A 19,580-nucleotide genomic window follows, 5' to 3' on the forward strand; every position below is an offset into this window, starting at 1 on the left:
CGATGACTAAAAGTATATTATTAAAAAGTAGACCAGAAGGAACACCATCTGTATCAAATTTTGAATTTGTTACAGACGAAAAAAGCTTATCTGCTGGTTCTGGTGAAATCTTAGTAGAAGCAGCATATGTTTCTGTAGATCCTTATTTAAGAGGTAGAATGAGTGATGCTAAGTCATACATTGAACCTTTTGAAATAGGTAAACCTATTCATTCTGGTGTAGTTGCAAAAGTAATAGCATCTAATAATGATGCTTTTAAGGAAGGTGATTATGTTTCTGGAATGCTAGATTGGGCAACTGCTCAAGTGCATACTGGAGAAGGACTGCTTAAAGTAGATCCGTCAAAAGCATCATTAAGTGCATACTTAGGTATTTTAGGAATGACTGGACTTACAGCCTTTCTAGGTTTACACGAGATAGGAAAACCCGTAGCTGGAGAAACGCTCGTAGTTTCTGGTGCGGCTGGTGCTGTAGGTAGCGTTGTAGGACAGATTGGAAAAATCTTAGGACTACGCGTAGTAGGAATTGCTGGAACTGATGAGAAGGTAGCAATGCTTAAAGACAAATTTGGCTTTGATGCAGCTATCAACTACAACACTACAGATGATATGGCGGCGGCAATAAAAACTGCAGCGCCAGATGGTGTAGATGTTTACTTTGATAATGTAGGTGGTCCTATATCTGACGCAGTGCTCGTAAATATAAATCGTTTTGCAAGAATGATTATTTGTGGAGCAATCTCTGTGTATAATAATACAGAAATACCAATGAGTATGAGTGTACAGCCGTTTTTAGTTAAAAATAGCGCACTAATGCAAGGCTTTATTGTTTCAAATTATGCAGAGAAATTTCCCGAGGCTATGAAGCAACTGGCTACTTGGTTATCTGAAGGTAAACTGACTTACACGGAAACTGTAGTAGAAGGTTTTGAAAATATCCCAACAGCTTTTCTTGATTTATTTGAAGGTAAAAACAAAGGGAAAATGGTCGTAAAGATCTAAGGATTATTGAAAGAAAAAGAAAAGTACGATGAACAATTTTGAATTTAAGAATCCGACTAAAGTCATCTTTGGAAAGGATACGATTGAAAAGCTAAGTGAAGAGATTCCTGCAGATGCTAAGGTGCTATTATTATATGGTGGTGGAAGTATCAAGAAGAATGGAATTTACGACCAAGTAAAAACAGCGCTATCAGATGTAGATGTTACTGAGTTTGGAGGTATTCCTGCAAATCCTGAGTATGCAATACTTATGGAAGCGTTAGAGGTAATTAAAGACAAAGAAATTACATATTTACTTGCTGTGGGTGGTGGTTCTGTAATTGACGGAACAAAGTTTTTATCTGCAGCAGCTCTTTATGATGGAGATACGCCATGGGATATTCTTACACAGAATATTAAAACTGAGAAAGGAATGCCTTTTGGAACGGTATTAACACTACCAGCTACAGGATCTGAGATGAACTCAGGATCTGTAATTACGAGAAAGGAAACGCAAGAAAAGCTTGCTATGGGAGGTCCAGGATTATTTCCAGTATTTTCGATCTTAGATCCGCAGGTTATTACTTCTATTCCAGAACGCCAGCTAGCAAATGGTCTTACAGACGCATTTACTCATGTTCTTGAGCAATATATGACGTACCCTATAGGTGCGCGTTTACAAGATCGTTTTGCCGAGAGTATCTTACAAACACTTATCGAGGTAGCTCCTAATGTTATTAAAGACCCAACAGATTACAAAGCCGCAGCAGATTTTATGTGGAGTTGTACTATGGCTCTTAATGGATTAATCCAAAAAGGAGTTCCTACGGACTGGGCGGTACATGCCATTGGTCATGAACTTACAGCAATGTTTGGTATAGATCACGCACGTACGCTAGCAGTTATTGCTCCTAGTCACTATAAATTCAATTTTGAAGCTAAGAAAGAGAAACTGGCTCAATATGCAGAACGTGTATGGAACGTAACGGATGGTAGTGTAGATGATAAAGCCTATGCTGCTATTGAAAAGACGGAGGCTTTCTTCAAAGAATTAGGAATAGATACGAAGCTCTCAGATTACACAGAAGATTACAAAGGAACTGCTGAGAAAATTTCTAAGCGATTTACAGATCGTGGCTGGGAAGGTCTAGGAGAACACCAATCATTAACTCCTGATAATGTAGAGAAAATAGTCAAAATGGCTTACTAATAACAATTATGAAAATTATCCAATCACTAGCACTTGTGCTTACTATTATTACAGCAACAAGCTGTAAAGAATCAAACACAAAAACAACTTCTGAAAAAGTTTCGGAAGTAACAACAGAAACCAAAAAAGAAAAAGAAATGAACGTTTTATTTGTATTAACATCACACGACCAACTAGGAGACACTGGAAAGAAAACAGGATTTTGGGTAGAAGAATTTGCTGCGCCATATTATTCGTTACTTGACAAAGGTGTAAACATCACAATCGCAACTCCAAAGGGAGGAGCTGCACCTATAGATCCAAGTAGTGACTCTCCAGACGCTGCAACAGAAGCTACAGAGCGTTTTGACAAAGATGAAACTGCAAAAAACCTTATCGCAAACACAAAAGTGCTTGCAGATATGAATGCAGATGATTTTGACGCTGTATTTTACCCAGGAGGTCATGGACCATTATGGGATCTTGCAAATGATGATAAGTCTATCGCACTTATTGAAAAATTTAATAGTCAAGATAAGCCAGTAGCTTTTGTATGTCACGCTCCAGCTGCATTGAAAGGTGTAAAAGGAACTGATGGAAACCCATTAGTACAAGGAAGAAAAGTAACAGGATTTACTAATACTGAAGAAGAAGCTGTACAACTTACTGAGGTAGTACCTTTCTTAGTAGAAGACATGCTTACTAAAAACGGTGGTATCTATTCTAAAAAAGAAGATTGGGCTGCATATGCAATCCAAGATGGAAACCTTATTACAGGTCAAAACCCAGCTTCGTCAGAACTAGTTGCAGATAAATTATTAGAAAGTATCAAGTAATTGATGTAATTATTACAAGTAAAAAGGTTGCCATTTGGCAACCTTTTTTTATGGAATCAAGTGTGGTATTCTTTAGTCTAATTTATTTTGATAAGTCACGCTTTCGCGAAAGCGTAAAAAGCTATAAATGACATTAAAATTATAAATGTTAGTGAAATTAACATCTAGCCCGTAGGTTGACTACAATGCGTTAAAACACTCTTATTGCCTTCTTAAAATACAACTAAGACCTATGGTAAAGCTGCAAAGTCCACTTAACTTTATAAAAAAACAAAATTATGGAACTTACAAATAAGACAATAATCATTACAGGAGCATCAAGTGGTATAGGAGAAGCAACCGCACACAAACTAGCATCACACGGGGCTAATGTGGTATTAATGGCTCGTAGTGAAGATAAATTAAAAGAGTTACAAAAAGCAATCTCAGATAAGGGAGGTAAGGCAATAGTAGCAACAGGAGATGTAACAAGCAAGGATGACTTTGATAAAGGTGTTGAGGCAGCGATAAAGGAATATGGTCAGATAGATGCGCTTATAAATAACGCAGGATTAATGCCGCTATCATTTATAGAAAAACTCAAAACAGATGAGTGGATGCAAATGGTAGATGTAAATATTAAAGGAGTATTAAATGGAGTTGCAGCCGTTCTACCAGAACTGAAAAAAAATAAAGGAGGACATATTATCAATATATCTTCAATGGCAGCACATCGCTATTTTCCTGGTGGAGCTGTGTACTGCGCCACAAAAAGCGCTGTAAAAATGTTTTCTGAAGGATTACGCCAAGAGCTAGCTCCAGAATATGGAATTAACGTAACATCTATTGAGCCAGGTGCCGTAAGTACAAGCCTTACTGAAACAATCACAGACGAGGACGTTAAAGAAATGATGGAAGGAATGCAAGAAATGACAACATTAGAATCTGAAGATATTGCTAATGCAATTTATTACTCATTAAGCCAGCCAGCACGTGTAAATATTAATGATGTTTATATCGTACCAAGTGAGCAAAAGTAAGCTCAGGTAATTATAACAATGCAAATAATATAGGGTATGCTTTCGCAAAAGCATACCCTTTTATTTTACCAAATTTCTATGCGCTCCTCCTCTTTCTTAAAGTTTTCTTGTCCTTCTACTACATCAAAGGCTTCATAAAAAGGTGTAAAGTTCATTAATGGACCGTTTACACGCCACATAGGTGGTGAGTGTGGGTCTGTAGCCACATAATTACGCAAGTATTCATCTCTTGTCTTTACTCGCCAAATACGAGCTACAGACATAAAAAATCTTTGATTAGGCGTGTAACCGCCTATGGAGATCGTATCTTTTCCTTGCTCAGTCATTTTAAAGGCATCATAAGCAATTGCGATTCCGCCATTATCTGCGGTGTTCTCACCTACTGTGAGTGCTCCTTTAAGGTGCACACTATCTAAAACGGTAAAAGAATCATACTGCTCGATAATTTGCTGCGTCTTTGCCTTAAATTTTTTGTAGTCATCATCTGTCCACCAGTTAGTCACATTACCGTCTTTGTCATACTGCGCTCCTTGATCATCAAAAGCATGTGTAAACTCATGACCTATTACCATACCTATACCTCCATAATTTACAGCATCGTCTGCATAAAGATCAAAATAAGGCGGCTGTAATATTCCTGCAGGAAACACTATTTCATTAAGAGATGGGTTATAATATGCTGTAACTGTAGATGGTGTTGTACCCCATTCATCACGATTAGGCGCTTTGTTTAATTGTTTAAGTTCGTAGTTGTAACTGTCTTTACGTAAAGCTACTACGTTTTCAAAAAACTGCCCTCTGTCAATTGACACATCATACTCGCGCCATACATCTGGATACCCTATTTTTTTATTGATAGTATACAGCTTTTCTTTAGCTTTTACTTTAGTACTATCACTCATCCATGCTAGGTTTTCAATGCGAACTTCTAGTGCGCTCTGAAAATTATTTACAAGTTCCAGCGCTCTCTTTTTTGCATCCTCATTGAAGTAACGCTTGACATACAGCTGCCCTAATGCAAATCCTATTTGCCTGTCTACATTACGTACCATGCGTTTAGATCGAGATTGTTGCTCAGACTGTCCAGAAATAACCTTAGTGTAGGCAAATGCAGCATCTTGAAATGGAGTGCTTAAGATATTATCATGACTACTTATAGAATGTGCTTTTAGATATACTTTCCACTGCGCTAGTGGCACACTTGATAACATGCTATTCAATGCATCATAATATGCGGGCTGTCTAACGTCAAGAGAGTCTACATTTGCTCCTAAGTTCTCTAGCATTTTTGGCCAACCTATAGCAGGTTGTTTAGCCGCTAGATCTTCAACTGAAAACTTATTGTAGTTGTCCTTTATGACTCTGCGCTCGATACGTGTTTTATGAGCGCTAGCAAGTTGTTGTTCTATGCTGTATACTGTTTCCGCTTTCGCGAAAGCGTTATCCTCACCCACTAATTCAAATATGGTAGCTATGTACTTTTTATAGGCCTCTTGAATTGCTTTTGACGAGCCATCTTCATTGAAGTAGTAATCACGGTCAGGTAATCCTAAACCAGTCTGACCAACATGCAGAATGTTTACAGTGCTATTTTTTTGATCTGGAGATATGTAAGGAGCTATTACCGAATAATCTCCGCTCATGATTTGATTGCTCACAAAGCCCATCATCTCTGAAACATTATTAATGGATTCAATTCGATTGAGAATGGGCTTCATAGGTTCAATCCCTCGTTTATCAATACTTAAAGTATCCATACCTGACGCATAAAAATCACCTACAAGTTGTTCTACAGAACCTTTGATATGTGTTTCTGTTGAGACTTCTTCTAAGATATTCTTTAATAACTCTTGCTGCGGAATGTTTAAAAATCTATACGCTCCTACTCCTACTTGATCATCTGCAATAACAGCATTATCATACCACGTTTTATTGACGTGATTGTAGAAGTTATCTCCAGGTGCAATGGAGGTATCTATACCGTCAAAGGCAATAGCTTTCTGTTTTTGCTGAGCGATATCTTCATTTCCACTTTTAGTATCACATGAAATCACTAAAACAGCTATGGCTGCTGAGTAAACAAGATTTTTCATAAGGTTATTATTAAATAGATTTAAATTATTCTTCCCATCCCCAAGGTGCGTCTGGAGTTTCTATAGGATTTGTGAGATCCATTACGACTGTAAACAAACGATCTGTACCTAGTCTTCTTAAGTTATATGTAAATGATGTTTCATCTACGGTAATCCACCACACATTAGTCGCTGCTCCGGGAATCATTTGCTGTGTGTGGACATCTGCAGGAAAAAATTGAATATTTGCTTTTCCAGCGTTACTGGCTGTACCACCATAAAAGTTAATTTCATCCTCGCTGCCATCTTCGTGGCGGTGGTCATGTTTTAGAGAGATAATTCCGTCATTAATAGTAAGTATCCACGTACGTGACTTATCATCACCTACAAAAAACGGGATTCTAATCTCGTTTTCACTGCAAGAACGTACATGCATAGTGAGTTGTTTACCACCAAAAGCCTTATCTTCTTTAGGTTGTTTAAGTACTCCTTGGTATGCTTTACCACAATGCGCCTTGAGCGTATTCCAAAATTGTTGAGAAGGTAATTCTGTTTGTGAAGTGGCAGAAACTGAAATTAAACCGATTACGAGAAGAAAAAGAAGATTTTTTATCATTCTCAAATGTAATTAAATTAAGTAAAGTGTAGATATTTAATATTTTAGGGCCACTGTAAAAATTTTTATATCAGCACTTTATAAATTTAAAATCTGAGGTTTTGATAAATATGTGTATTACGTCTGATATAATGAGATATTCATCATATTATATAAGGAATTCCTCTGATACTAAGAAGCATATTCTTACATTAAACAATGTGTGTTATGCGTATCTTGTGCGCGATGTAGAATCCCAAATCAACACATTGAATTTTAAGATTACACTATGAACTACAAAAATCACCTATTCGCATTAGCTTGCACCATACTCGGTAATTTAACGTTAACTGGGCAAGTTGGAATAGGTACTACCTCTCCAGACGCATCAAGTATGCTCGATATCACTTCCGCAGAAGCAGGTATTCTCATTCCAAGAATGACAGAAACAGAAAAAGAGGACATCGATTCTCCAGTAAAAGGACTATTAGTTTTTCAAGATGATGGAAATGAGGGTTTTTGGTATTTTGATGGTACTATATGGGTGCCTATTGATAACAAAGGAGAGTTTGTAAGCATAGGAGGAGTTATAAGAAATACCACAAATAGAAAGGTTGACGACTTTGTAGTAGGAAGTACTTCTCTTCAAAATATAGCTGGAGGCGATGATGATAGACGTTTGTTTTTTGACAAAAGTAGAGGAGCCTTTAGAGCTGGATATAATGATGATGACTCATGGGATGATGCAAACCGAGGAAATTACAGCGTCGCACTAGGCTTTAATAGCGTAGCTAGTGGAACGTTTTCTACAAACATAGGTCGTGGTGGTGATACTTCTGGAGATTATGCAGTCTCAATAGGGCGTGAAAATAAAGTGTCTGGTGCGAATGCTACTAGCTTTGGGTACATTAACGAATCCTCAGCTGCTTATGCAACAACTTTTGGTAGGGCAAATGTTGCAAGTGGCGAGTATGCAATGGCTGGTGTTCTTGCCAGTAAAGCCACAGGACTGCACTCTGTAGCTCTTGGAAATACAAGTACCGCTTCTGGTGAAAATTCATTTGCTCTGGGACGTCTCAATCAAGCTTCAGGACTTAATAGTATAGCTTTTGGATTTACGAATGTTGCAGATAAGGAAGGAGCTATTGCCATGGGAAATGTTAATAGAGCTACTGGTGATCGTAGTGTTGCTTTAGGTAATAACTTGCTTGCGCGTTCTTATAGTGAAGTTGCCGTTGGTTTATACAACACAGATTATACACCTGCATCCACATCATTAACCGTAGGTGAAGATCGAATTTTTAGTGTAGGAAATGGTTTTAGAACTGGTGGTGTAACAACGTTCAATAATGCACTAACCATCTTAAAAAATGGTCATGTAGGTATAGGCACAGATACTCCAGGAGAAGCCTTGGAAATTCATGGTGATGATAACTTTAGTGGTGATGCAGATTTTGATGCTCACAGCTATGGTACTAACATTACTTCATTTCACATCCGTAGTGCTTTTGGGACACAAAACAATCCACAAGCCGTTTCTGGTAAGGCTAATGCAAATTACTATAACATGGAAGCTCAAGGATATGATGGTACTGCATACAGAAATGCATCTGCTATTAGAATGGGGTCTATGGCAAATAATCGTACTGGAGCCTCAGACATGCCAGGACGTATTGACTTTCACACTTCAACAGATGGCACTATTGACAACAAATTGAGAATGCGTCTTGATGACAATGGAAATGTTGGGATAAATACTGGAAACGCTGTTCTTACTGAAAAACTAGAAGTTAACGGTAAGATTAAAGCGGTGGATGTTAACTTTTCTGGGTTGCCTATATTTGAAGATGATGCTACTGCAGGAACAGGTGGACTTACTCAAGGTGATATGTACAGAACAGCCGGAGGAGCTTTAAGAATTAAGCTATAGATTACTGTTGTTTTCCTGATTCTTATTAAAAACTCTTTAAATCAACAAGTGCTCCATGTTGACTGGATAGCTGATTCTGTTTAAATGAAAGTCTTCTATTTCTTACTCCTAAACCAGTTAAACTCTGTACTCTTAATAACGTAACCTAATCTTATGATACTACTTGATTGCTGGTAATCAAGTAATGATTCTGCTTGACCTAAATACCACTCAAGCATGATGTATTGGTTAAGTTTACTTGTTTTAAAAGGATTATAATATAATCTAGAGCGCACCACGCCTCTACCATCAAAACCTAGTCCCTTGCGTAGCATAAGATTTAATGTGAGCTTATCATGTTTAATCTCATGGTTAATGTGTACTTCCCCTACTCCTACATAATCTAAAAGATCTTCATTACTTTCTTGGTAACCAAAAGGCAGCCAAAGCTCAAATCGTGCTGTAGTATTTTTAAAAAGAGGTGTTGTGTATCCAGCGGTAATACGATTCCAACTACGAGAAGATATACTGTCTCTGCCGTTAGATTCATGCTCAAATTCAAGTGAGGCTATACCTCTCAATTGATTGTCCTTATTAAAAATGGCTTTACCTATAGCGATAGACGGATTAAAATTTACATCTCTAAATGGTAATGACTCTTTATAAATATTCCAGAATGCCTTTTGTGTATAAGTCAAATACAAATAGGACTCAAACGGAAGTAAGTCCCTTGAGATAATCTGTTTGAAACTTACTTGAAATTTGGCATCTGCGCTATTGCGATCTATATCTCTGTTTGTAGGTAAGCCCGTAACAAAGTAATTGTCTTGGTAACTAGAGAATGAAGGCAAGTCTTGTAAAGAATCATTAAACTTCTCACGAGTTATTTGCTGGCCTAAAGCAACGCTGCAAGACAGAGTCAGAACAAATATAAATAGTTGTTTTATCATCAGTTTAAGATATGAAATTACTAATACAATGCTGAGCCATTGCAATGAAAACTTAAACTAACTAAAAGAAAACGACAGCTTCTTGTGTTTAGAGCTTATTTTTTCCTCTTCTTTTTTGGAAGCGGCTTAGGTTCGTTACTTTTAAGAGTAGATGCGATACGTTCTGCCATCAGTTTATCAATGAGTTCTTCTTTTGTTAAGTGGTGAAAAACGTTGTGTACTTTATCTTTTAGTTCACTTGCAATTTCTCTGTTAGGCTTCGTTTTGAAGATTTTCTTAGCCCATAGTACCGTATTATTATCCTCAATTTGTTGTGGTGACGCTTTCGCGAAAGCGGAAAAAGAAATACCAAGCTCATGTTCAAACTCAGGAATCTCTTTTACTTCCTCTTCTTGTAATATAGTAAGCGCATATCCAGTTGCACCAGCACGAGCTGTACGACCACTTCTGTGTACATACATATCGTAAAATTCTGGAAGGTGATAATTTACAACGTATTCAATACCTTTTACATCAATACCTCTAGCAGCAAGGTCTGTTGCTACCAGAATGTCAATGTGCCCTTCTCTAAATTGCCCCATCATACGGTCACGTATAGCCTGACTTAAACTTCCATGGATGGCTCCCGAAGAGAATTTATTAATCGCTAGATTTTTGGATAGTTTATTAACTGCTGCTTTTGTTTTACAAAAGATGATACCTCTCTGCCCTATTCTTGAGTTCAAGAAATGCATTAAAACGTCTAGTTTTTCAATAGGCTCAACAACTACATATTCATGTGTAATTTTCTGACTACCTAGGGTCGCCATTTCGGCGCTAACTTCTATTGGGTTCTTAGAAAGGTAATTTTGAACTATTTGTTTGATTGCTCCCGGCATGGTAGCAGATAATAGAAAAGTCCTTCTATTATTAGGCATAGCAGTAACAATAGTATCTAGACTATCTTTAAGTGAGCTTACCATCTCATCTGCCTCATCAAGAACAAGATAATTTGCTTGTGTGATGTTTATAGCCTTGCGCTCCATAAGATCTATAAGACGTCCAGGTGTTGCTACAATAATTTGAGCAGGTTCCTTAAGTCTTTCTATCTGATCTTTTACAGGTACACCTCCATAAAGAACGGCAATACTCACCTTAGGAAGGTTTACCGCAAGTGCCGCCATGTTAGATTGTATCTGTTGCCCTAGTTCTCTAGTAGGTACTAGAATTATTGCTTGGGTAGTCGGATTTGTACGATCTATAAGCTGTAATAACGGTACCCCAAAGGCTACCGTTTTTCCAGTTCCAGTTTGTGCGAGTGCTATGACATCCTTTTTAGACGTAAGCATAGCAGGGATGGCCTGCTGCTGTATATCTGTAGGTGAAGTAATCTCTTGTGATTGTAAAGCTTTCTGGATGGCATCCATCACGCCTAATGCAGTAAAAGTACTTGTCATAGTCTCTGTCTTATTTTAAATCCTATTTATCCTCTTAAATCTATCTGATTATTCAGCTTAAAAAAAAGCTATTTTTAAGCTTCTTGTAAATGTCTTTTAGACTTGCGGTAGTTATGCTTAGGGTAAATATTACGTTTTGCAAAACGATTAAGGTTTCCAGCATTTACCATTTTGATATAAATAGGCTTTGTAACTCCAAAGTACTCATATGTTGTACCGTCTGTAAATGTGATTTCAAGTAGTAATCCTTTGTGTTGATAATCTGCAATGGCAGCCTTAGTTATCGTCTCTGTGTATGCTTCTAAATTTGCGGCTTTGGTCTCTGGAGCCATGCTTACTAGAAAGTGGTAACCATCTATAATACGACGACTTTGTATCTCTGCTTCTTCTTGTTTTGCATCTCCATCTTGAAACTTATCTGGATGCCATTCTTTTACAAGGTTACGGTAGCTCTTTTTAAGTGCTTTAAGGTCAATTTCTTTTTCAACTCCAAAGAGTTTCTTGTACTCATTTATTCTCTTCATAATCAGGGCTTTTATCAGAGCGCGAAAGTACTCCTTTAAAATGGATTATAAATAAATTATAAAGAGTTAATAGTGTATAGCTCACTAATTCACTATAAACAATAAAAGCCCGTCAGTTATGACGGGCTTTTCTCTTAATTGAAAGTATATATAAGTTAGATAACCTTTACGTTAACTGCATTTAATCCTTTGTTTCCTTCTTTAAGGTCAAATTCCACTTCATCTCCTTCTCTAATCTCATCGATTAATCCAGATACGTGTACAAAGTGATCTCTTTCAACTCCCTCTTCAGTTATAAATCCAAAACCTTTAGTGTCGTTGAAAAATTTTACTGTTCCTTTATTCATTGTATTATAATTTAATGTATTAATACCTAGTAATAGGCAAAGATGGTGCCACAAACTACAAAGCAGTATCTCTGTATAGAGTTTTAGGCATATCAATGGATTAGCCGAGATGAGTTATAGAAGTAAAACGTTTTAAGAAAAGTTTTTGAAAGTAAAATGTTAATATCACAGGATTGATTTTTAAAAAGTAAATAGCTCTCTAGAATTAATATGGAAGTAATACACTGTAATCTAGATTGTTGAAATTTAAACTACTGCTAACTATTAAGTTTTTGAACCATGGATTTTATATATTTTACAATACTTCTCTACGACTTGCCATGATTGCTTGTATCGTTAAACTATTTATAAAACGTTCAGCCTTAGATTTTTGTTAACATTTTAGAAATTAAATTTACGAAAACAAAAACATCATAAGCTATGCAACATTCTAACGACACTATCTTAAAAAGCCTCAATGATTTAATTGAATATTCAACAGATTTTAGATTTCAACGTAGTGCTAGCTTTCGACAGCTTCACATTGCATTGATCAAACATTTTTTTAATGCTTCATCTGTTGTCTTAGATATTGATACTAATAAAGTTTGTTTAGGTCTAGACACTCTCAACAAAGGTGCAGAGGTAACTATTGAATATGATAATCTAGAAAAATTCTTAAAATCTTGTATACGAAATACTGCAAGTAATGTAGCATTTTATAAAAATATACTGCATTACTATGCAAGTAATACAGCAGTAGCTTAATAGAAATTAAAGCGATTATTTTTGAGTCGCTATTTTTATGCTTTCGCGAAAGCGTAACCCCAACCCAAACCCCAACAAGTAACATACAGTAAACGCTTGTTATTTCTTAAAAAACAGCTGTTTATTGCCAAAAATGTACTAATTAAAACATAATCCAAACGCGAGAATATTACTTGCTCAGATTTCTCGTTATATTTATGGTACAACAATCAAACCCATATAATTATGAATAATAACACAAAAGGAATATTAGGTCTACTCGCTGTAGCAGCAGGAGCTTTAGGATTATATAAATACAATAAAATGTCTCCTGAGGAGAAAGCAGCTTTAAAAGACAAAGCAAGAAAAGCTGGAGATACTCTTAAAGAAAGCTACAACGAAGTTGAGGACCAAGTTTCTGAAAAACTTACAAGCTTAAAGAACGCCCTAGAGCGCGAAACTGCCAAAGCTAAGAACTCTGTAAACAGAAACGTAGATCACGCAGAAGATGTAATTGATATTACTGCAGAGAATATTGAAAATACAGTAAAGTTATAAAACGATTTCAAGTAAAAAAAGTCCCATCTACATGATGGGACTTTTTTTGTTTTAAGGAAGTGATCTATACTCTACCTCTTCTAAAACGCATCTTCTTTGTTTGCGTCTTATCATTTTTACGTACGCTATTTATAAAATATACACCGCTTAGCAATACACAGGCTGCAATTATAGATTGAGTTGTCACATTTTCATCTAGAAAATACCAACCCAAGAATAAAGCAACGACAGGGTTGATATATGCAGAGGTTGCAACTTTTTCTGTTGAGACATTTTTAAGTAAGTAGTTAAATGATGTAAATGCCGCTATACCTCCAAAAACGATGAGACAAAGCATAGATATTTGTGCTCGCGAACTCCAATCAACCGGAGAACTCCATGTTTCTCCTATAATGAAACTCCATGTCCATAATAAAATACCTGCACTCACCATTTGATATCCAGTGGTGATAAAGAAATTTTTAGGTAAATCTGCTTGTGCGACAAATAGGCTCCCTATACTCCAACTCAAAATACAGGTGAAAATCATTATAATTCCAAGGGTTGCTCCTTCTTGCATAGCAATCTCTCTTTGAGAAACCAATAAATACATCCCTATTAAACCTAAAACTACACCAATTATTGACTTGAGCTTTAATCCCTTTTTCTGTACAATACGCATGAGCAAGAGAATTGACAGAGGCTGTAATGCCGCTAGAAGTGCTGCAAAACCACTATCTACATAGTTGAGAGCCCATACAAAAACACCATTCCCATAAACCAAAAAGAAAAAGCCCGCTAGTACAGAGTTACCTAATTGTTTTTTAGATATTTTGAGTGATTTCCCACTAAGTCCCGCTATTAAAAATATAATGAGACCTGCAGTGGTAAAACGTAAACCGGCCAGCATAAAAGCAGGAACTTCGGTTACTACAATTTTATTCCATAAATAGGTTGACCCCCAAAAAACATAAATTGAGAAAAAAGCTAGTATGGCTAAGTAGGTTTCCTTCTTCATTGTAAGGCCTTAAATGGATTAAAATTTATAAGTTACGAACTTAACTATTTTATGCATGCGGAGTATATCTTTATTTTTAAATAAAACAACAATAGAATTTGTAATTTATTCAAGTAAACTGCGCTCTTGAGTAGTATCTTTACCTTTATTTAAACACCATCTTGGACGAAATACGCACCTATATAAACCAGTTTGCTCCCGTATCTGACATAGATTGGGAACTTTTTACGTCAAAGCTTGTAGAACGCACGTTTAAAAAGAAAGAAACTATCCTTGAAGCTGGTGTAACAGAAAACTATATCTCTTTTATCAAAGAAGGATCTGTGCGTTTATTCATACCTAAAGAGTCATCTGATAAAGAAATCACCTTTGGATTTTGTTTTGAAAACCAATTTGTGAGTGCGTATGACTCATTTTTACTTCAAGAACCATCTGATCACTCTGTGCAAGCGCTTGTTGATACCGTAATTTTGAGTGTTTCTTATAAAGATTTACAAGAAATTTACGAGAAAACAGCTATCGGTAATCTTATAGGAAGACTTACTGCCGAAAATCTTTTTATCACAAAGTCAAAAAGACTACAATCACTACTAGACCAAACTGCAGAAGAGCGTTATTTGAGCATCTTTAAAGAACGCCCTCAGTTACTTAAGGAAATTCCTCTGAAATATATAAGCTCTTACATAGGCGTGACACCACAGGCTCTAAGCCGCATACGCAAACGTATTAGTTAATACAGGTTCATTGTCTGGCATTATTTGTGAAAGTACCTTTGTAAAAAAAAATGCTTATAATATTCTTTATAGTAATCCTCTGGTATAGCGGGTTATTTTTTCAGTCATTCTTTCTCCATAGATATGCAGCTCACCAGACATTTACAATGTCTAAAACCACAGAAAAGATCACATTTATATTAACTTGGCTTTTCCAAGGACCTAGTTATTTAAGTGCTTACGGTTATGGCATCATGCACCGCATGCACCACGCTTATACAGATACAGAAAAGGATCCTCACTCCCCTTCTTACGATGCAAATCTATTTGCAATGATGTGGAAGACTAAGACTATTTATCAAGACATAAATAACGATCGTATTGAGGTAGACCCTAAGTTTAAGAAAAACGTACCACAATGGAAGAGCTTTGATACTTTTGCAAGTTCGCGTCTATCAAGATTACTTTGGGTAGGTCTATATATCGCTTTCTTTGCGGTGTTTGCAACAGCATGGTGGCAATGGTTATTACTACCTATTGCTTTTGCTATGGCACCTATACATGGAGTGATTATCAACTGGTTTGGTCACATACTAGGATATACAAACTTCAAGACTAAGGACACTTCTAAAAATTTATTTCGCTTTGACTTCCTGATGATGGGAGAAGCATATCATAACAACCACCACAAATTTGCGGCTAGACCTAACTTTGGAGGTGTACACTGGTATGAGATTGATGTTACTTATGTAATTATGAAAGTATTACATCGCACAGGAGTAATAAAAATGAAACCTATCACGATAGACGTGCACTCGCACCATTAAAAATTGACCATTCTGTGAGCAAACGTATTCTTAAGTTCCCCCAGCTTAGGTGATATGTAACGCTCACAGAAGGGTTTATTTGGGTTTTTCTTATAGTAATTTGTAATCTCTTCTCTTGAAGGATTAAAGTCTTTAAAAGGCATTACGGCAGTAATTATTTTCTCTTTGCTGCTTTTTTGTAAGGTGTTTAATACCGCTTTCGCGAAAGCGTTATCCTCCTCATTATAAACATACACCGCAGATCGATAGGTATCTCGCATGCTGTGCATTTTTCTACTCTTATGCGTGAGAAGGTGAATTTCAATTAATACCTCCAGAGGTATAACGCTCCTATCATAATGCACAATAACAGCTTCAGAAAAGGAAGCGTGTATTCCCTCTGAAGCAATATATCCTTGCTCTACAGTCAGAACTCCACGTAATGATTGGAAAACCGCCTCTGTACACCAGTGACAGCCACCTCCAAATCCTATTGTATATATTTCTTTATCTTTCAATTAGTCTAGGTTCAATAAAGCAGACGTTCGTTTTAACTCTTGATTAAAATGCTCCTTGGTTATCTCCTGCTTGTAGCTAGGTACAATCTCGCTTAATCGTTGTTTACCTTCAGCTGTTTCCATAATCTCTGGGAAGGCTTTTTCTAGTACGTCTAGCATAATTCTAGGCGCAGTAGACGCTCCTGGTGAGGCACCAAGTAAACAAGTGATTTTCCCATCAGATCCGCTTACGATTTGAGTACCAAATTCAAGTTTTCCGCCTTCAAACTCATCACGTTTTATAGTCTGTACACGCTGTCCAGCTACTTCTATGCGCCAGTCTTCATTCTTGGCATCTTTTATAAAAGTGCGTAAGTCTTTCATGCGGTCGTCAAAGTTCATGGTAATCTGACCTATCAAGTATTTAGTCAAATCTAGATTGTGCCAGAAAGCACCAAGCATAGAAGGTATATTTTTAAACGTCACACTATCAAGTAAGTCAAAATTAGACCCTTGTTTTAAAAACTTAGGACTAAAACCAGCAAAAGGACCAAACATTAATTGTCGCTCCCCATCTACGTATCTAGTATCTAGATGCGGCATACTCATAGGTGGTGCGCCCTCGCCTGCCTTGCTATACACTTTTGCATAATGCTGATCTATGATTTCCTTGTTTTTGCAAACAAGCCACTCTCCACTTACAGGGAAACCTCCAAAACCATCTTTCTCTTCTATTTCAACAGTTTCTAGCAGTAGCAAAGCACCACCACCAGCACCTATAAATATATGATCTGCCTCTATAGATTGCTTAGTTCCTGTTTTTAAATCTTTTGTAATTGCCGTCCAATTACCATTTTCAAGCGGATCGAGATCCTTTACTTCTTTATGGAAATGAACAGGAGTATCAAATTCTGTTTCTAGAATCTCATATAATCGCTTTGTAAGAACGCCAAAGTTAACTTCTGTCCCTCGATCTATGCGCGATCCTGCCATTACCTCATCTTCTGTGCGCTCTCTCATGATAAGCGGAAACCACTCCTTCATTTTTGACACATTGCGAGTAAACTCAATAGTATCAAACATAAAGTGATCTTTAAACGCCTCATAACGCTTCTCTAGATAATCTGCGTTCTTTTCTCCAGTCACCCAACTATGATGTGGTATAGGCTTTAAAAATGCCTGAGGATCCTCTATTAGACCTTCTTCTACGAGATGCGCCCAGAACTGTTTTGTGATTTCAAACTGTTCGCATATTTTAATTGCCTTATCAATAGAAACAGAACCATCACTTTCTTCCGGGCAGTAATTGAGTTCGCAAAGAGCAGAATGACCCGTTCCTGCATTATTCCAAGCAGCCGAACTTTCTTGAGCTACATCTCCTAGTCGTTCTAGAATTAAGATGCTCAACTCTGGTTTTAGCATCTTGGCCAGTAATGCCAGATTTGCACTCATAATTCCTCCGCCTACACAAATGAGGTCGTAATGTTGTTTTGGGATAGCTCCAGTCATAGTAAATTTTTACACTCTAAAGATATTAATAAGCTCGTTGAGTTTGAGTAAAACATCAGAAAAGAATGAGTCGGTAAAGATTGTAAATGATAACAATTACGCTTTCGCGAAAGCTTAAAATGGCAACACAACAATCTTATAGATATGATGAATTGCGACTTTTAGTCTTGTCTAAAAATTAAGTTATTACAGCAATCAAAATCCTCAAAATGACTACTCTTTTAACTATACACATATCATCACAAATTAACTTAAAATCTCTTATACTAATCTTAAATAGCTATTCTTTATGATTAAACTATAACTTTAAAAATACTATATAACTAATTGATTTTAATAATTTTAATATTATTTTAAACTCTATATAGACAACATCTATAGTTGGCAATTACTGATGATTCATTTACCATTGATTTGCTAAACAAAAGTCTTAAACAAGCATTATTTATTGAGTCTGAGGATTCAAAAATTAAGTGCAATTTGCTCGCTATTCTGCTTTATAATTTTCTGAAACTTACTAGTTCTACATCCAGAATGTATGGCACAAAAAAGAGGCGATGATTATAAAATCATCGCCTCTTTCAGGTATTAATTTAGGTTCCTAAAATTACTTTAGAAGACCTTCTATTTTTTCGATTACACCTTCTGCTGCTCTCTCCCCAGAAACCATTGCAGCATTTAACGAACCATTTAATAAATGATCTCCAGCGAGAAAAATGTTATTAGTAAGCTGCGTTTCTGATGGTGCACAATTGTTACGGAGATTGCTAAGCTTAGGTAGTGCTTTTCTTATTTCATATGATTTGAGAAAAGTAGCTCCTTTTATACCACAATATGTACTAAGCTCTGAAGATACCATTGCGCTAAGCGCTTCTATACTCAGATCATTATCATCTACTACAGTAACAGATAATAGACTCTTTGAGCCACTTGTGGCTGTCTCTAGAGTATTGTGATAGAATATGTTATTAATTCTTGTATTCTCATCTGCCACCAGACCAATGAGAGGTTTTCCGTCTTTAGGAGCATCTGCTTCAAAGTATAGGTTTACACATGATTTCCAAGGAGTCTCTTGACCTCTCAGGTTAGGAACTATATGACTTGCTTCTGTTGCAATGATGATGTAGTCACTCTCTAGAACCTCGCCATTTTCTAATTTGATTGTTTGTCCAGACACCTCCTTAACAGCGGTATCTAGTCTAATCTTAGTAGTCGCTAGCTGCTCTTGTAATTGATTTGGTATAGCTCCTATTCCAGCTTTTGGCAATGTTGCCATACCAGTACCAAACATCTTGTAAACGAATTCAAACATCCTACTAGATGTTTCTAGTGAAGATTCTAAAAATATCCCACTAAAGAACGGCTTAAAGAAATCTGTTATCATCGTTTTACTAAAGCCTTTATCTTGCAAATACTTTAAAGTCGTTGTTTCTTCTTCCTCAAAAATAGCCTCTAGCGATTTATTCTTGAGACTTTTATTAAGCTTTAAGATTTTAACCTTATCCCCTAGTGTGCCTATAGATGAGCTCATAGTCGGTATAAGCATTTTGAGACTACGTGTAGGATCTCCTATAGATTGCGAGTTTCTATTTTTATAAATAGTAGCACCAGGTAAAAAGGATTGTAATTCAAGTTTTTTGTAATCGAGATACTCTTTGGCTTTCGGGTAGCTTTCTAGAAGCACTTGAAAACCATGATCTAGCTGGTACCCCTTTACAATATCAGTTTTTACACGTCCTCCTATCCTATCAGTAGCTTCAAGAATTACAGGTGCGTAGCCTTTTTTCTCTAAGTTAATAGCTGCAACAAGGCCGCTTATTCCAGCGCCTATGATGTAAATCTTCTGGTCAGTTTGATTCATAACTCAAAAATAAGGTAAGTATATATTGTTTGGTCTGTTGGTTTAATAATTCTTGT

Annotated in this window: 19 protein-coding genes; 9 read left to right on the forward strand and 10 right to left on the reverse strand. The window is 36.5% G+C overall.

The genetic code is table 11. The features are described from left to right. Window positions 1-2 precede the first annotated feature (2 nt). From D017_RS12780 to D017_RS12795, 4 genes are all read left to right on the forward strand, one after another. Complete coding sequence (locus tag D017_RS12780; RefSeq protein WP_035336941.1) at window positions 3-1,001, forward strand: NADP-dependent oxidoreductase; 999 nt, start codon at window positions 3-5, stop codon at window positions 999-1,001. A gap of 28 nt (window positions 1,002-1,029) precedes the next feature. Beyond that, window positions 1,030-2,190: an iron-containing alcohol dehydrogenase gene (locus D017_RS12785; RefSeq protein ID WP_035336943.1), complete on the forward strand. Its 1,161-nt coding sequence runs from the start codon at window positions 1,030-1,032 to the stop codon at window positions 2,188-2,190. 8 nt (window positions 2,191-2,198) lie between these two features. Next, entirely contained in the window at window positions 2,199-3,005 is an 807-nt protein-coding gene (locus D017_RS12790; RefSeq protein ID WP_192816517.1) for a type 1 glutamine amidotransferase domain-containing protein, read from the forward strand. A gap of 278 nt (window positions 3,006-3,283) precedes the next feature. Further along, window positions 3,284-4,024, forward strand: coding sequence for an SDR family oxidoreductase (locus tag D017_RS12795; RefSeq protein ID WP_035336944.1), 741 nt, complete (start codon window positions 3,284-3,286; stop codon window positions 4,022-4,024). A 65-nt stretch (window positions 4,025-4,089) separates the two neighbouring features. On the opposite strand, the gene D017_RS12800 is transcribed toward D017_RS12795, so the two are convergent. After that, on the reverse strand, window positions 4,090-6,117 hold the full coding sequence (locus D017_RS12800) for a M13 family metallopeptidase (protein ID WP_035336946.1): 2,028 nt from the start codon (window positions 6,115-6,117) through the stop codon (window positions 4,090-4,092). Between the two features lie 25 nt (window positions 6,118-6,142). Beyond that, entirely contained in the window at window positions 6,143-6,712 is a 570-nt protein-coding gene (locus tag D017_RS12805; RefSeq protein WP_081804694.1) for a hypothetical protein, read from the reverse strand. A 268-nt stretch (window positions 6,713-6,980) separates the two neighbouring features. Between D017_RS12805 and D017_RS12810 the strand changes: the two genes are divergently transcribed. Continuing rightward, on the forward strand, window positions 6,981-8,621 hold the full coding sequence (locus tag D017_RS12810) for a hypothetical protein (RefSeq protein WP_035336948.1): 1,641 nt from the start codon (window positions 6,981-6,983) through the stop codon (window positions 8,619-8,621). A gap of 95 nt (window positions 8,622-8,716) precedes the next feature. Here the strand turns inward: D017_RS12810 and D017_RS12815 are convergent, their stop codons facing one another. From D017_RS12815 to D017_RS12830, 4 genes are all read right to left on the reverse strand, one after another. After that, window positions 8,717-9,550: a phospholipase A gene (locus D017_RS12815; RefSeq protein ID WP_035336951.1), complete on the reverse strand. Its 834-nt coding sequence runs from the start codon at window positions 9,548-9,550 to the stop codon at window positions 8,717-8,719. A gap of 95 nt (window positions 9,551-9,645) precedes the next feature. Beyond that, window positions 9,646-10,986: a DEAD/DEAH box helicase gene (locus tag D017_RS12820; RefSeq protein WP_035336952.1), complete on the reverse strand. Its 1,341-nt coding sequence runs from the start codon at window positions 10,984-10,986 to the stop codon at window positions 9,646-9,648. Window positions 10,987-11,060: 74 nt separating this feature from the next. After that, on the reverse strand, window positions 11,061-11,510 hold the full coding sequence (locus D017_RS12825; RefSeq protein ID WP_035336954.1) for a KTSC domain-containing protein: 450 nt from the start codon (window positions 11,508-11,510) through the stop codon (window positions 11,061-11,063). A 155-nt stretch (window positions 11,511-11,665) separates the two neighbouring features. Further along, window positions 11,666-11,857 carry a cold shock domain-containing protein gene (locus D017_RS12830; RefSeq protein ID WP_035336957.1) on the reverse strand — a complete coding sequence of 64 codons (192 nt, stop codon included), beginning with the start codon at window positions 11,855-11,857 and terminating at the stop codon, window positions 11,666-11,668. Window positions 11,858-12,277: 420 nt separating this feature from the next. Between D017_RS12830 and D017_RS12835 the strand changes: the two genes are divergently transcribed. After that, the gene (locus D017_RS12835) at window positions 12,278-12,604 is read left to right on the forward strand and encodes a hypothetical protein (protein ID WP_035336958.1); all 327 of its coding nucleotides are present in this window, start codon (window positions 12,278-12,280) and stop codon (window positions 12,602-12,604) included. Between the two features lie 225 nt (window positions 12,605-12,829). Beyond that, on the forward strand, window positions 12,830-13,141 hold the full coding sequence (locus D017_RS12840; protein WP_192816518.1) for a YtxH domain-containing protein: 312 nt from the start codon (window positions 12,830-12,832) through the stop codon (window positions 13,139-13,141). A 64-nt stretch (window positions 13,142-13,205) separates the two neighbouring features. Here the strand turns inward: D017_RS12840 and D017_RS12845 are convergent, their stop codons facing one another. After that, a complete protein-coding gene (locus tag D017_RS12845; protein WP_035336960.1) occupies window positions 13,206-14,138 on the reverse strand; it encodes an EamA family transporter in 933 nt (310 codons plus the stop codon). Between the two features lie 161 nt (window positions 14,139-14,299). Between D017_RS12845 and D017_RS12850 the strand changes: the two genes are divergently transcribed. Both D017_RS12850 and D017_RS12855 read left to right on the forward strand, forming a co-directional pair. After that, window positions 14,300-14,872, forward strand: coding sequence for a Crp/Fnr family transcriptional regulator (locus D017_RS12850; RefSeq protein ID WP_035336962.1), 573 nt, complete (start codon window positions 14,300-14,302; stop codon window positions 14,870-14,872). Window positions 14,873-14,922: 50 nt separating this feature from the next. Further along, entirely contained in the window at window positions 14,923-15,678 is a 756-nt protein-coding gene (locus D017_RS12855; RefSeq protein WP_035336964.1) for an acyl-CoA desaturase, read from the forward strand. On the opposite strand, the gene D017_RS12860 is transcribed toward D017_RS12855, so the two are convergent. The 3 genes from D017_RS12860 to D017_RS12870 all read right to left on the reverse strand — a co-directional run bounded on the left by D017_RS12860 (window position 15,675) and on the right by D017_RS12870 (window position 19,524). Next, the gene (locus D017_RS12860; RefSeq protein WP_035336967.1) at window positions 15,675-16,175 is read right to left on the reverse strand and encodes a peptide-methionine (S)-S-oxide reductase; all 501 of its coding nucleotides are present in this window, start codon (window positions 16,173-16,175) and stop codon (window positions 15,675-15,677) included. The genes D017_RS12855 and D017_RS12860 overlap by 4 nt on opposite strands. Continuing rightward, the gene (gene mqo, locus D017_RS12865) at window positions 16,176-17,663 is read right to left on the reverse strand and encodes a malate dehydrogenase (quinone) (protein ID WP_035336970.1); all 1,488 of its coding nucleotides are present in this window, start codon (window positions 17,661-17,663) and stop codon (window positions 16,176-16,178) included. Between the two features lie 607 nt (window positions 17,664-18,270). After that, window positions 18,271-19,524: an NAD(P)/FAD-dependent oxidoreductase gene (locus D017_RS12870; RefSeq protein WP_035336972.1), complete on the reverse strand. Its 1,254-nt coding sequence runs from the start codon at window positions 19,522-19,524 to the stop codon at window positions 18,271-18,273. Window positions 19,525-19,580 lie beyond the last annotated feature (56 nt).

Origin of the sequence: Dokdonia sp. PRO95 (genome assembly GCF_000355805.1) — a bacterium.
Lineage (GTDB): Bacteria > Bacteroidota > Bacteroidia > Flavobacteriales > Flavobacteriaceae > Dokdonia.

Excerpts from the sequence above, each read along its gene's own strand:
- D017_RS12780 (WP_035336941.1), top strand. The coding sequence starts at position 3 with ATGACTAAAAGTATATTATTAAAAAGTAGACCAGAAGGAACACCATCT.
- D017_RS12785 (WP_035336943.1), top strand. The coding sequence starts at position 1,030 with ATGAACAATTTTGAATTTAAGAATCCGACTAAAGTCATCTTTGGAAAG.
- D017_RS12790 (WP_192816517.1), top strand. The coding sequence starts at position 2,199 with ATGAAAATTATCCAATCACTAGCACTTGTGCTTACTATTATTACAGCA.
- D017_RS12795 (WP_035336944.1), top strand. The coding sequence starts at position 3,284 with ATGGAACTTACAAATAAGACAATAATCATTACAGGAGCATCAAGTGGT.
- D017_RS12800 (WP_035336946.1), bottom strand. The coding sequence starts at position 6,117 with ATGAAAAATCTTGTTTACTCAGCAGCCATAGCTGTTTTAGTGATTTCA.
- D017_RS12805 (WP_081804694.1), bottom strand. The coding sequence starts at position 6,712 with ATGATAAAAAATCTTCTTTTTCTTCTCGTAATCGGTTTAATTTCAGTT.
- D017_RS12810 (WP_035336948.1), top strand. The coding sequence starts at position 6,981 with ATGAACTACAAAAATCACCTATTCGCATTAGCTTGCACCATACTCGGT.
- D017_RS12815 (WP_035336951.1), bottom strand. The coding sequence starts at position 9,550 with ATGATAAAACAACTATTTATATTTGTTCTGACTCTGTCTTGCAGCGTT.
- D017_RS12820 (WP_035336952.1), bottom strand. The coding sequence starts at position 10,986 with ATGACAAGTACTTTTACTGCATTAGGCGTGATGGATGCCATCCAGAAA.
- D017_RS12825 (WP_035336954.1), bottom strand. The coding sequence starts at position 11,510 with ATGAAGAGAATAAATGAGTACAAGAAACTCTTTGGAGTTGAAAAAGAA.
- D017_RS12830 (WP_035336957.1), bottom strand. The coding sequence starts at position 11,857 with ATGAATAAAGGAACAGTAAAATTTTTCAACGACACTAAAGGTTTTGGA.
- D017_RS12835 (WP_035336958.1), top strand. The coding sequence starts at position 12,278 with ATGCAACATTCTAACGACACTATCTTAAAAAGCCTCAATGATTTAATT.
- D017_RS12840 (WP_192816518.1), top strand. The coding sequence starts at position 12,830 with ATGAATAATAACACAAAAGGAATATTAGGTCTACTCGCTGTAGCAGCA.
- D017_RS12845 (WP_035336960.1), bottom strand. The coding sequence starts at position 14,138 with ATGAAGAAGGAAACCTACTTAGCCATACTAGCTTTTTTCTCAATTTAT.
- D017_RS12855 (WP_035336964.1), top strand. The coding sequence starts at position 14,923 with ATGCTTATAATATTCTTTATAGTAATCCTCTGGTATAGCGGGTTATTT.
- mqo (WP_035336970.1), bottom strand. The coding sequence starts at position 17,663 with ATGACTGGAGCTATCCCAAAACAACATTACGACCTCATTTGTGTAGGC.
- D017_RS12870 (WP_035336972.1), bottom strand. The coding sequence starts at position 19,524 with ATGAATCAAACTGACCAGAAGATTTACATCATAGGCGCTGGAATAAGC.